The organism is Coleofasciculus sp. E1-EBD-02 (assembly GCF_040218245.1).
Classification (GTDB): Bacteria; Cyanobacteriota; Cyanobacteriia; order Cyanobacteriales; family Coleofasciculaceae; genus Coleofasciculus.
Map to the genome: position 1 here is coordinate 29,923 of NZ_JAVJQN010000073.1, position 12,813 is coordinate 42,735.

At 47.6% G+C, this 12,813-nt stretch carries 12 protein-coding genes; 6 read left to right on the plus strand and 6 right to left on the minus strand.

The window, feature by feature from the left end; genetic code table 11:
• Positions 1-114 precede the first annotated feature (114 nt).
• From rfbB to RIC07_RS12535, 3 genes are all read right to left on the minus strand, one after another.
• On the minus strand, positions 115-1,188 hold the full coding sequence (gene rfbB / locus RIC07_RS12525) for a dTDP-glucose 4,6-dehydratase (RefSeq protein ID WP_446394829.1): 1,074 nt from the start codon (positions 1,186-1,188) through the stop codon (positions 115-117).
• A gap of 125 nt (positions 1,189-1,313) precedes the next feature.
• Positions 1,314-2,669: a TonB family protein gene (locus tag RIC07_RS12530; RefSeq protein ID WP_446394830.1), complete on the minus strand. Its 1,356-nt coding sequence runs from the start codon at positions 2,667-2,669 to the stop codon at positions 1,314-1,316.
• Between the two features lie 68 nt (positions 2,670-2,737).
• The gene (locus RIC07_RS12535; protein ID WP_446394831.1) at positions 2,738-3,472 is read right to left on the minus strand and encodes a precorrin-2 C(20)-methyltransferase; all 735 of its coding nucleotides are present in this window, start codon (positions 3,470-3,472) and stop codon (positions 2,738-2,740) included.
• Positions 3,473-3,513: 41 nt separating this feature from the next.
• Here RIC07_RS12535 and RIC07_RS12540 point away from each other — a divergent pair, with 41 nt between their 5' ends.
• Both RIC07_RS12540 and RIC07_RS12545 read left to right on the plus strand, forming a co-directional pair.
• Complete coding sequence (locus RIC07_RS12540; RefSeq protein ID WP_446394832.1) at positions 3,514-4,227, plus strand: esterase/lipase family protein; 714 nt, start codon at positions 3,514-3,516, stop codon at positions 4,225-4,227.
• Positions 4,228-4,272: 45 nt separating this feature from the next.
• A complete protein-coding gene (locus RIC07_RS12545) occupies positions 4,273-4,515 on the plus strand; it encodes a hypothetical protein (protein WP_446394833.1) in 243 nt (80 codons plus the stop codon).
• Here RIC07_RS12545 and RIC07_RS12550 read toward each other — a convergent pair.
• Entirely contained in the window at positions 4,501-5,682 is a 1,182-nt protein-coding gene (locus tag RIC07_RS12550) for an RRXRR domain-containing protein (protein ID WP_446394834.1), read from the minus strand. The genes RIC07_RS12545 and RIC07_RS12550 overlap by 15 nt on opposite strands.
• A gap of 217 nt (positions 5,683-5,899) precedes the next feature.
• Complete coding sequence (locus RIC07_RS12555) at positions 5,900-7,876, minus strand: cation:proton antiporter (RefSeq protein ID WP_446394835.1); 1,977 nt, start codon at positions 7,874-7,876, stop codon at positions 5,900-5,902.
• A gap of 445 nt (positions 7,877-8,321) precedes the next feature.
• Here RIC07_RS12555 and RIC07_RS12560 point away from each other — a divergent pair, with 445 nt between their 5' ends.
• On the plus strand, positions 8,322-9,653 hold the full coding sequence (locus RIC07_RS12560; RefSeq protein ID WP_446394836.1) for an ArnT family glycosyltransferase: 1,332 nt from the start codon (positions 8,322-8,324) through the stop codon (positions 9,651-9,653).
• Between the two features lie 214 nt (positions 9,654-9,867).
• Here the strand turns inward: RIC07_RS12560 and RIC07_RS12565 are convergent, their stop codons facing one another.
• On the minus strand, positions 9,868-10,272 hold the full coding sequence (locus tag RIC07_RS12565; protein WP_006099102.1) for an AbrB family transcriptional regulator: 405 nt from the start codon (positions 10,270-10,272) through the stop codon (positions 9,868-9,870).
• A gap of 459 nt (positions 10,273-10,731) precedes the next feature.
• On the opposite strand from RIC07_RS12565, the gene RIC07_RS12570 reads away from it, so the two are divergent.
• Genes RIC07_RS12570 through cbiB form a run of 3 tightly spaced genes read left to right on the plus strand, consistent with a single transcriptional unit; the run spans position 10,732 to position 12,553 of the window.
• On the plus strand, positions 10,732-11,175 hold the full coding sequence (locus RIC07_RS12570; RefSeq protein ID WP_446382970.1) for an Rrf2 family transcriptional regulator: 444 nt from the start codon (positions 10,732-10,734) through the stop codon (positions 11,173-11,175).
• Positions 11,176-11,202: 27 nt separating this feature from the next.
• A complete protein-coding gene (locus tag RIC07_RS12575; protein WP_446394837.1) occupies positions 11,203-11,586 on the plus strand; it encodes a GFA family protein in 384 nt (127 codons plus the stop codon).
• A 1-nt stretch (position 11,587) separates the two neighbouring features.
• Positions 11,588-12,553: an adenosylcobinamide-phosphate synthase CbiB gene (cbiB, locus tag RIC07_RS12580; protein ID WP_446394838.1), complete on the plus strand. Its 966-nt coding sequence runs from the start codon at positions 11,588-11,590 to the stop codon at positions 12,551-12,553.
• Positions 12,554-12,813: the final 260 nt, after the last annotated feature.

Genomic DNA, 12,813 nt, shown 5'->3' on the forward strand with positions numbered 1-12,813 from the left:
ATTAGTAGCGAGCAATATGCTCGCACTACAAGGATTTCGTAATTATTGACATTAAGGTTTGAATGCCGAACAGCTTAATCCTCACCCAACTATCTGCAAACATCCTTTGCTGATTTAACCATAAATTTTTCGGTAATAATCTTGATACTCCTTCGACAGCAACGGCTCCCACCAATCCCGATGGGTCAAATACCATTCAACGGTGCTACGTAATCCTCCTTCAATCGTTTCTTGAGGCGTCCAACCCAGTTTTGCCTTAATTTTGCGAGCATCAATCCCGTATCGGCGATCGTGTCCGGGTCGATCTTTTACAGAAGTAATTAACTTTTTACTAGGAGAAACAGGCAAATCCGAGGCTAACTCATCCATAAGCTGGCAAACCATCCGAACTAAATCCAGATTTTTGATTTGGTTGTTACCGCCAATGTTATAGGTTTCGCCGGGAGTTCCTTGGTGAATGACTAGATCAATAGCTTGACAGTGATCATTCACATAAAGCCAATCCCGCACATGCTGTCCATCCCCATAAACGGGTAAGGGTTGACCCAGCATGATGTTAATGCACATCAGGGGGATCAGCTTTTCAGGAAACTGATAAGGACCATAGTTATTGGAGCAATTGGTAATTAGCGTCGGTACATTGTAGGTATGATGATAGGCACGGACGATGTGATCACTACCCGCTTTAGACGCCGCGTAGGGACTGTTGGGTTGATAGGGTGTTGTTTCACTAAACAAGGGGTCATTCGGATTCAAACTGCCATAGACTTCATCTGTAGAGACATGGAGGAAGCGATCGCTCTTGAGAGATCCCCGCTTTTTCCAATGCTGGCGAAAGGCTTCCAAAAGAGTGGACGTACCTAAAACATTCGTTCTGACAAATGCTTCGGGTCCCAAAATTGAGCGGTCAACATGGGATTCCGCCGCAAAGTGGGCAACGGTATCAATCGTCTCACTGCGGAGTAAGGCATCAACGAGAGTGCGATCGCAAATATCTCCCGGTACAAACCGCAAATTCTCTCGTCCCTCGACTGGCTCTAGATTCCGACGATTGCCGGCGTAACTGAGCAAATCGAGGACAACGACTCGATCCTCTGGGTAGCGATCGCACCAGTGATGGACGAAGTTGGAGCCAATAAACCCCGCTCCACCTGTTATGAGTATGCGGCGAGGTTCTCGTGAAGGCATAATAACTTGGGTTCCTTTTTGCTGTAATCTCGGAGGGGATAATTCTAACCGTCGATCATCTTAACATCCGGTTGGGGATCAAGGAGTAGACGGGTTCAAAATTGATCCCGAATGCCCTTTTGGGATTAGAGGGTGGGTACAACTACGTCAGGTGGATTGGAGGCTTCAGGGCTTTCCTCTGTTGGATTCGCTGATTCTTCAGGTTGGTCTTTTGGAGCCTCGGACTCTGAGGTTGTGTCTGATGGCGATGGTTGTTCAGAGTTTTCTGGATCACGATCCGAGGTGTCTGGATTGGATGAAGAAGAACTTGGGGAATTCGACTCCTCAGCCGCCTCCGGATTCTCAGGTTGGGGTGCTGGTGAATTAGAACCCTCAGGAGTCTGCTCCGAGGCTTCGGGAGGTGTTGGCTTCGGACACACCTTGTCTTGATCTGAGAACTCAACAGAGACTTGGTATTCCTGTGGCTGTTCGGTGCGATTCAGAAAACGATGAGCTTGAATTGTATCTTGTGCCTTTTGCTCAAGAATGGGATCACCGACTCCTTGAATGAATTGTAAATTCGTCGGTTTGCCATCAGTGCCGACAACGACGCTATATAGGGCGTTGCCATTAACCTGCTTCTGGCAAGCGGCTTTAGGATAGGAAGCAATCAATGTTCTGCGTTGTAGAGATGGAGATTCTACCTTATTCCCTTCAGCGCCAGTTCTATCTGACTGTTGCTCAGAGTTGGGTTTCTGGGCTACTGATTGATCCGATTCTGATGCCGTCTCTTCCGGATTTGGGGTTGGATCATCTTGATTAGCAGCAGGATCAGTCTCTGGATTGAGAGCAACTTCCTTTTTATCTCTGGGGGGTTCCGGTGGTTTAGAGCGTGGATTCGTCAACACCGATGAGTTGCGATCATCGCGTAATTGTTCTGCCAAACGATCAATACTCGGTGTCGGCTTTGTTTCTGTGGCTCTTGATTCAGGATTCATTGTTCCTGGAGGAGGCGGTGGCGGAAGTTGGCTAGGAAAAACTGGAATTCCTAGATTTCTCCTCATGGATGGAAATGGGGTACTCGGTTGATTCAGGGAGATTCGGGTTCGGGTTCGTTTCGGAGTCGAAGACGACGATGACGGAATTTTGAACGATTGGGAAGGGGACGCCACGGAAATGTTGCCATCGAGGGGTAAAGAATCTAAGGAATCCTGAGAGGGGAGAGGTGGGAGAGGTGGGAATGGCGATTGTAATGGTGTTTGCTGATAAATATACGGGGGAACCGTTGGCACCGATAAATCGGGTAGGCGACTCAAATCGGCTTCGCTTAATTCCAACATTTGTACAGTTCGCCGCGTCAGTGGCGCTTCATTGGAAAAAACGGGGACATAAGAGGGTAAGGTTAGCCCCAAGATGACATGAATACCCACCGATGCCATGACCGCGATTCCGGTTGGCTGATTAAGTTTCTCGGAAACCGTTCTAAATAAGAGATTCGACATAGCCGTTATCATTCTCTCCGTTGCGGGGTTGTCGGGAATTCTATTCGTTTTAATTTAATAAAAATAATCTAGAGTCTAATTGAACTCAGGGATTGGGTAACGTTGACAATCATGATGGAAAAGTAGGGTAATTTTAGGGTTGGGCGATCGCGTAAATCGTGATAAATCACTTGATCGGGTAGGGTAGCGCGTTCGACTACCCAGGCGGTGTCCAATAATTGGCGACGATGCAACACCTGCCAAACCTGTTCATACACCGAACTTACTTTCATCAGGACTATGACATCCGCCCAGTCTAAAATTGTTTCCAGTTCCTTTACATTATAGAGAGCTGGCAGCACCACCAAGCGATCGCGCTGTACCGTTAGCGGTAATCCTAACACTGAGGCGGCTGCCATGGGTGAACAAACGCCAGGAATCATTTGCACTACGGCGGTGGGTTGCTGCTGTTGCAGGGTTTGCGCCAAATAGGTAAACGTGCTGTAAAAACTGATATCCCCTTCACAAACAAACGCCACATCTTGCCCTACCTTCAGATAATGCCACACCTGGTCGGCGGCTTCTCTCCACGCTTGGGTAAGAATGTCAAGGTCTTGCACGTAAGGAAATGTTAAAGGCAGTTGAACCTGTTGAGCGTCTAACCATTGCCCGATAATTTGCTGTGCCATACCCAATTTCCCCCTCACTCCCGCCGGAAACGCCACCACGGGTGCTTGTTTGAGGATACGCAGGGCTTTAAGCGTGATTAATTCGCGATCGCCTGGACCCACACTCAGACCGTAAAGCGTGCCAACTTGCCCCATGATTATTTGTTACGTTTGATTAAAAAGCTCTACAATCCCAAATGCCACTACCGACTGTTATTCTACCGGGTTTTTTTGCCGGGGCAACTGAATATCGAGGATTAGAAACCGCGTTAAATCAAATTGGGTTTCCCACCGTTACTGTACCGCTACGACAAGGCGATTGGATTCCGACTGTAGGTGGTCGCTCAGTCTTGCCCATCTTACGCCAACTCGACCAAACCGTGAAACAGGTTATGGCAGATTACAACACCAATCAGGTTAATCTGATTGGTCATTCCGCCGGAGGCTGGATTGCCCGAATTTACCTGGGCGAAAAACCCTACGATATTCATGGCGATGTAACATCCTCAGTCCCCGGATTATGGAATGCTCATCCTGCTATTGCCACATTGGTAACATTGGGGACACCTCATACTAGCCAAGAGCGCTGGACGAAACGCAATCTGGATTTTGTGGCAATCAACTATCCGGGAGCATTTTATCCCCAGGTTAAATATATCTGTGTCGCGGGTAAAGCTATCTATGGTCAACGACGCTTGGGTCAATGGTTAGCGTACAACAGTTATCAGCAAACCTGTGGAGTCGGAAATTGTTGGGGAGATGGGATTACTCCCATTGAAGCGGCTCATTTAGAGGGGGCGGTGAATCTCACCTTAGAAGGGGTACTGCATTCACCGCGAAGACAGGGACTTTGGTATGGTTCGCCAGAACCAATGAAATCGTGGGTTCCCTATTTAAGGGCTGATGAATAAGTGCTGTGGTGAGGGGGAGCAGGGGAAGCCGAGGAAGACTTCGGCGTGAGCGCTCAGTCGAACGCTGGGGAAGCTGGGGGAGCAAGGGTACATCTTCCTGAGCAAGGTGATGCCATACTTATGAAGAATACTACCGCCATGCCCGAAAAGCTTGGCGAAGGAGTCAAAACTGTTTCATCCTTCAACAAGATCGCGGGAGTCCTCGGTTTCAACTCTCGTAAACCGAGGAGGGATAGCGGGACGCCGGAAGAATGGAGGCGTCCATCTCCCCTTTTACGCTACACATAAGCCGTTATTTCTCCTGATTAACTCGACTTTACTGGGGGCAAATTGCCCGATACGTTTCCAGGTGTAGTCACAAACGGAAACATTCTGGGTATCTTTAGTTTTAGTGAACCCGCTGACGTAGCCAATGTAGACTTTTCCAGCTTTTTCGGCTCTTACTAAGTCACCAATCCTAAGACCAAACGGGGTAATCGTTCCACCTTTGCGCTTCCTTATTCCCGACTTATCCGGCACTTCAAAGTGCAATTGACGGCGAAAAAAGCCGTACTCTTTTCCCCGTTTCACTGCGCCAGGACGGGTAATGATTTTGAATGGGGAGGGAGTAATGTTGACGCTGCCAAAGTGGGTGTAACCGCGAGAGTTAGAGCCAGTAAACGGGACATATTTGACGAAATACCCGCAAGCCAGTGCCACTCCATCAACTGCGTGGGTCTCCGGTTTGGCTATAGATTTGTTGGTCTTATCCTTCTCTAGACCTAGTTGGCTTCGGAGTTGAGATGTGCCGTTCCCATCCTTTTGCCAGCCTTCGCGGACGTAGACAGGGGTGATACCCTGAGCTTGTCGAAGGGCAATTTTTTCCATCTGGGATATTGCCCAGTTTTGCCCAGTCATCACCGGAGAGAACCCCTTGCCCGACTTGGCGCGTTTGCGTTTGGTCTGGTCTACATCGGCTCTAACTCGCTCATAGCCAATTGCAGCTACCGGGAATATCGCCGCCAACTCTTTGACTACCCTTAACTCCAATTGCCGTGAGGCTTTAATGGATGGGGGGAGTTTGCACTGTTTGCGGTTGTCAAAGCGGCACTGCCGATGGTTACGCAACTTGAACGGAACATCCCGGTTGATCCTTCTACCTCGCCGAGACCGTCGTAGCATGGCGCGGGTTTCCATCCGCTTTTTAACGCGACCAAACGGAAGGATAAGGTGCAGTTGCAGCAGGGTACATTTAGCGGACTGGACACCGACACCGGAGTATGATTTTCCGGGGTCTACTCCGACAGCAATTGGTTGCACTTCCTCTGCCGATGGTGTAATGAGTTGAACGTAATAGATGCCCAAATCCGACCATTTCCCGATAGCTTTGCCTTCCTTAACCCACCGTCTAGCCCTGGATGGCTTAGTGGGCATCAGTGGCTTTCCTTCTTTGCTAACTACTGGAACACGATTCATAGAGATAATCCACTCGTGTAAAATGTTTGCGTCTCTTAAGGCATTGGTAAGGGTGTGTCCTGGAATTACCCAGTTTTCAGAGATTCCTGAACCTACATTTAAGCTGAACTAGAGAAGCGTCCAGCAGTGATTATCCCTTACCAACTCATGCCCTATTCATGTACAGACCGTCCATGGAAGGTCTCTACTGGCAGGTTATCTCTGCCAATCCGCGTCTTCACGAAGTAAGGCGCGGTTCATGAACCTTCGCCTCTTTTTCACCCTTAGGTTTATTGGCAATTTCTTTCACCGCTTTCTCTTCCACAGGCTCAGAAATCGGGATTTCCTCAACCTCTGGCAACTTTTCTACCGCCAGCCGAGAGGACGAACTGCCACCGGATAAGCGTTTCAAGAGTTTAGGTCTGGGATCATGCAGCAGATAAATAATTTGATCGTCAGCCTGCCACGTTTCATTCGCGCTAGCCACTTGTAAATTCCCTTGGCGTTCGATTAATAAGGGAACCAGTTCCCCCGCCCGAATCAACGCTTGTAAATGCGCTCGCTGAAAAGCTAATCCCGACTCTTTTAACGTGGTTGTACCTAACTTGACTTGCCCCTCGACAATATATTTGTTCCACGTCTTAATCGGTAGTTGCGGCACAAAGGCTTGATGGATTTTCGTTTTATTATTCGTGGTATTGGCTTGGGGATCACGAGGAAATACGGCAACCACTCGCGGCGGAGTAAACTCTTCAACCGCTCGTTGAGCTAAGACTAGGTTCACCTCCCCATTCTGGGTCATCGCCAGAAATGTACCCACCGATTCAATCCCAGCTTCTTCTAAAACCTCAACATCTAAACCACTGCTTTGGAACACCCGCAGATTTTCCTCCTCGGCTTTTTGGCAGGCTTCGGGATCAGTGTCGATGAGGACAACCTCTTCTTCCTGTTCTTGAAACAAACGCGCAATCAGACGACTCAAAGGATTACAGCCGACAATCACCGCACCCGTTGCCTTTTCCTGGGGATTCAGTTGTAGCCATTGGGCAACCCAACGCGCCGTTAACCCTTGTAAAAATACCGTCAGCATAATCGTCAAGAAGACCAGGGCTTTAATCGAATCTCCCCCATTAATCCCGCGTTCGGTGAGAAGAATCGCAAATAAGGAGGCGACGGAAGCACTGACAATTCCTTTGGGCGCAATCCAGGATAAAAAGATTTTTTGTCGCCAATTTAAGCCGCTATTCCAGGTACATAAGCTGACACTCACCGGGCGCACCAAGGTCATTAATGCCAAAACCGTGAATACACTGCCCCACCCTAAAGCAAACACACTGTCAATGGACAAATCGGCGGAGAGGAGAACGAAGAGTACGGAAACCCCCAGCACCGTTAATTGTCCTTTAAACCGTCGCAACAGGCGCTCTTCGGGTAGAGAAGACGCACCGACGACGATTCCGGCGACGACGGTTGCCATTAATCCGGATTCGGAGCGAATCGTTTGTGCCAAGCCAAATAAGCCTAACATCCCGGCTAACACCACCAGGTTTTTCAGGTCTTCTGAAAGAAAATCGGCTCGTTTGAGAAATAAACCCAGCAGCCAGCCACCGATACCACCAATCACACCACCAATACCCAGGCGTAACCCTAGACCGACAATGGCAGCCGAGGCTCCCGCCTCGCTGTTGAGAATGGTATCCAGGACAACCACGGATAGAATCGCCCCCACTGGGTCAATTAACACCCCTTCTCCTTCTAAAAGGGCGGCAACTCGTCGATCAACTTTTACTTGTTTAAGCAGTGGACCAATGACTGTCGGACCGGTCACAACTACGAGAGCCGCATAGAGAAAGGCAATCGACCAGGGAAATTCTCCTAACCAATGGGCAGCCATCCCACCGCCTAGCAGCGTAATCAGCGTTCCCAGGGTGACTAGATTTCTCAGAGAACCGGATACTTTGCCTAAGTCGCGCAGGTTGAGGTTAAGTCCTCCCTCAAACAGAATTACGGCAACGGATAAGGCAACAATGACTTCTAAACCCACTCCCAGTTCTTGGGGGTGTAATAAACCCAAACCATCGGAGCCGAGGGACACGCCGAAGATGAGCAGAAAGACGATGCTGGGGACTTTTAGGTATTCGGCAATCACCTGAGCGCTGATTCCAGCACAGACAGCGATGACCATTTGTAGGGTTAATTCAAAAGATCCTTCCATAGGTATGCTTGTCGCAGGTGATCGACTGAGGTCTAGATGCCTGATGATTGGCTCTATTTAACAAAATGAGCAAGTTGAGTTGATAAAGCCTAACTATACTACTGTGAATAAGCGGCAGGAGTGATTCGGTTAACCCGTCGGGTGTGACGCTAACGTTGATCCTAACGCGGCTACGTCTATCTATCTATAAGCAAGTCAGTTTTTGCTAGACTTGTCGCTCTGAAGCAGGTTTAGCTGACTTAATCACGACGATAGTTATTCCTAAAGTTACACTGATCGAGGTAGTCAGAGTTTTTTATTTTTAACTGAAAAGTCATAATTGAAAAGTCACCGTTTGATTAGGTCGCGCCACGGGTTGAGTCACGGTGAAGGCAATGGCAACCTGTTGGATGGCAGCAAGGTGAACAACTGGCGACCAGCAGCACTCTAACTTGTTCGTTTAAAGATGAATCGTCAAACATTTATTTCGGGACGCTCAGAGAGTCGAATTCGCAAAACTCAACGTTGGATTGAGCGGATGTGGATGTTCGGCTTACTCTTAGCCGCTTTGCTCTTATTTTGCCTAAATCTGGATAGCCCACCTCTCTTAAATGGGGGTGAACAAACGATCAATCAGGTCGCTGGTGAATTAACTACCACGCCTTTGGCATCTTGGCAATGGTTTTATCCAACGTTTGGGGACAAATCTTATGTTGAAGATCCACCCTTACTGTATTGGCTAATTGCTTTGGCTTATAAGACAGGGAATGATAGCACCTTGATCACACGCTTACCGACTGCTCTTCTGAGCGCTCTGTCTGTTCCCCTTTTCTATGGAATCGGTCGAGAAATTTTCCCCTCTCGTCAAAATGCGCTTTTTTCGAGCTTCATTTATTTAACTGTATTACCTGTGGTGCAGTATGGACGTCTCGCGATCGCGGATAGTGCAGTGTTATTCTTTGTCATGCTAATGATGCTATGTCTATTGCGATCGCGTCGTGATTTGCGTTGGTCATTGGTAGCCGGTATTGGATTCGCTTTAATTTGTCTGACTCAGGGAATTGGATTCGGATTGCTTTTGCTGGCAATCGGTTTGATTTTTATTGCCTGGGATACGCCGAGACTGCTCAGATCTGGCTATTGGTGGTTGGGCTGGATATTAGGTATCATCCCCGGATTGGTTTGGTATACTCTACCCTGGCTTGAGGGTCAAGCATTTCTCACTGCCAATCTGATCCAAGAATCCCTACAACCCTTTGGGCATTCTGTCAAGATTTCCAGGACTCTTACTGGCTATTACGATTACCTATTGGAGTTCTTAAAATTCTCGGTTCCCTGGTTACTCTTTGCGTCTTATGGATTAGGGTTGGCGTGGACTCATCGCAATTGGGGGTGGGCAAAATTCGTATTGGTTTGGACGGCTGTTTATGGAGGAGCTGTTTGTCTAATCGGGTCTCCTTTATCGGCGTATAGTTTGCCAATCTACCCCGCTTTCGCCCTAGCGGGTGGCGCTCAACTTGCCGCCGTGTGGAATTCGCCCCGCTCTCAATCCTATCCTCGTCTCTGGGTCTTGGGATTGAGTCTCATGTCTTTAGGGACAATCGCCGCTACGGTTTATTTCCTACTAGAAGCCTCTGGAAGCCTTTTACCTGTCGTTTCTAGCTCCCTCGCCTTAACCTTCGCGATCGCGGCTATCCTCGTGGCTCGACGCGACCTACAATTTATTTTCATTTTGTTTTGGGGAATGTATGTGTCTCTGGTATTGTTGATGACCTCTCCCCATTGGATTGTTTCTTAGCCATTTCAATGAATAGCAGGATATATCCCCCGCTGAATCTTCTGGATTCTAACGGGGGTCTTTTTTGCCAACTCTAATAAAAATCCTATCGCCCAACCATCAGGTTGGAACGCGGACTTATCCGTTGTTGCTACTATGACTCAAGACAATTCAAATGCTGGTAAACAATCAGCCTCTTTAGGCTTTTCGCTTTTCCTTAGCTATCGCCTGAGTCTTACTCATCAATTTCCTCTTCTGCGCCAAGTTGCTTGAGATGAATGTGCTTACGACCTAAGGTGATTTCAAATTCATCCCCAGGTTGTAAACCCATCTGTTTCGTATAAGCAGAACCAATAAGCAGATTACCGTTAGATTGCACAGAGATGCGATAGCTCGCACTCCTACCCCCGCGTCCATTGCCATTGGCTTTGCTATCTAATTCAATACCCTCAGCGTCAATCAGCGCATTCAGGAATTTCATCATATTGACGCGCTCTACATCGTTTTTAGTTACGGTGTAGTAGCCACAGGCTCTAGCTTTTTCTTCTTTGCTGAGGTTACCTAGCTCTCTAACTTTCTCAAGCAGTGCTTGACCCTCTAAGGGTTCCATCTTGGACTCCATTTTTTTCTTTTTAGCCATCAACTTGAATCTAAACCTAAACAGTGAGGTCTCAGGTAGCGATTTCGCTATACTGATACATAACCAAGATAACAAAATATTGATTATGTATCATCCTCTATAGAACTATATTACATGGATACTGTCAACTTGGTTGCTTATATTTGTTGAATTTATCTTTTTAACAAATCAACCGCTGACTGGAGAACGTGTCAGCAATGGATACGGAGCGATAAGGTGGGGCGTTTCCAGTTGATCGAGTCAGCAACAAAAACCAATGATGTGCAAAACTCAGGATTGATGGGAGGCGTTATCAGGCTTCAGGAAAAACCCACCTGGTTATAGTTGACAGTACAACCGTCCGGGGACGTCAATAAAAAAAACCCGTTCAACTCTTAACCCTGTACAACCCAACCTGAAACTGGCTGAATTAGACTCCAGCTTCAAACCCACTCCAAGCTAGGAGAGATTACAATCCCTATGAAGTTGACAACTCGCGGACATTATAGTGTTAAAGCGCTCCTTGATCTCAGCCTACAGCCCGGTTATGGACCAACATCCGTTAAAATGATTGCCCAGCGCCAAGATCTACCCGCACCCTATTTAGAAAAACTACTGATTGAAATGCGTCGTGCTAATTTAGTGAATTCAGTACGGGGTTCTCAAGGTGGCTATCAATTAGCTCGCAAACCTTCAAAAATTTCTCTGGGTCAGATTTTAGAAGCCGTTGGTGAAACAATCGAACCGTTACACCATCACAAGGCAGATGCCACTCAAGCCGAAGACTGGGTAACTTTAACCTTGTGGCATCGACTGCATGAAAAACTCAAAGATGCCCTATATAGCATAACCCTTGCCGATCTTTACTATGATGCTCGAAGTTGGCAAGCGGCTCAAGGAGAACAAACCAGTTTTGTGATTTAATAGAGGCTTTGATCGGGAATGACCATAATGAATCAACTGATTACCTATCAAGGGGGCTGTCACTGTGGTTCTGTCCGTTTCCGTGTGACAGTTGACCAGCACGAGGCAATCGATTGCAATTGTTCAATTTGTCGCAAAAAAGGCTTCATCCACCTAATTGTACCCCCGGAACGGTTTACTCTATTGAGTGGGGCTGACGTTTTAACAACGTATACGTTTAATACCCATACCGCTAAACATACATTCTGCCGTATTTGTGGGATTCACCCCTTTTATCGTCCCCGTTCTCATCCCCAGTCGATTGATGTTAACCTGCGTTGTCTCGATGGTGATGTCCTGTCTCGATTTGCCAGAGTGCCGTTTGATGGTGCGAATTGGGAAGATAATATAGATACGCTCAAAGGCAACTAGATTGACTAGAAGTGTCATTGTTTTGTTACTTGCCGCCAGTCTAGATTACTGGATAGGTGATCCTTGGGGTTGGCTTCATCCCGTCCAAGTCATGGGTTGGCTGATTTCTCACTTTAGCCAATGGATAATTCACAATCTTTATCGTCCATGGGAACGCCGCCTCGCCGGAATTGGATTGGGGTTAGGATTAATTATCGGTAGTGGCATGGCAGGATGGTTCATCGTGTTGGCAGCAAACTGGCTTCATCCTTGGGTAGGGATTGGGGTTGAAAGTATTCTGCTGGCAAGCTGTTTTGCGGGTCGCAGTTTACGAAACGCGGCTGATGATGTGGTACAACCGCTAACTGATGAAGAGTTAGAGCAAGCGCGTTCTCGTTTGCGTCAATATGTGGGTCGAGATACAGAAAAATTGACAGCGCCGGAAATGTTTCGGGCGGTTCTAGAGACTATCGCCGAAAATGCCACGGATGGTGTTACAGCGCCCTTATTTTATGCTATTATTGGCGCGTTTTTTCCGATAGTGGGTAGCGTTCCCTTGGCTTTAGCCTATAAAGCGGCTAGCACTCTAGATTCAATGATTGGTTATCGACGCGAACCTTATACAGATTTAGGGTGGTTCAGTGCTAAACTTGAGGATTACTTAACCTGGCTACCTTGTCGGTTCACGGTAATAACCTTAGCGCTTTTGTCAGGAAAACCTCAAAAAGTATGGAGTTTATGCTACCGAGATGCAACCAGCGATCCTAGCCCCAATTCCGGTTGGAGTGAATGCGCTTATGCTGCTATTCTGGGCGTACAACTTGGGGGAACCAACTGGTATCAGGGAGTTGCCAAATATAAACCCCTTTTAGGTGATCCGGTTGAGCCAATTACACCGACCAAAATTGACCAAGGGTTACAGTTGACCCGATACTGCTGTTTGATTTGGCTGGTCATCGCGATCGCCATACTGGAGTTTTCTCATTGATTCCCATCCTTATATATATGGCATCAAAACTCGATTCTCCACTAGCGAAGCGAAGGATCATACATCAAAACCGCTCGTAAATGTCTACCCATACCTACCCAAAACTCAACATTTTGGGGAGGCGGGGTGAGCGTGCAGACTCAGCCGTAAAAAAGAGTAACCTACCATCTGGCAAGGTTGGCTACGCTTTTTTGGTCATGACACCCAAGAATGAACGCTAGTTTTTGGCACTGTCGGAACTATCAACGAAAGGCGAGACA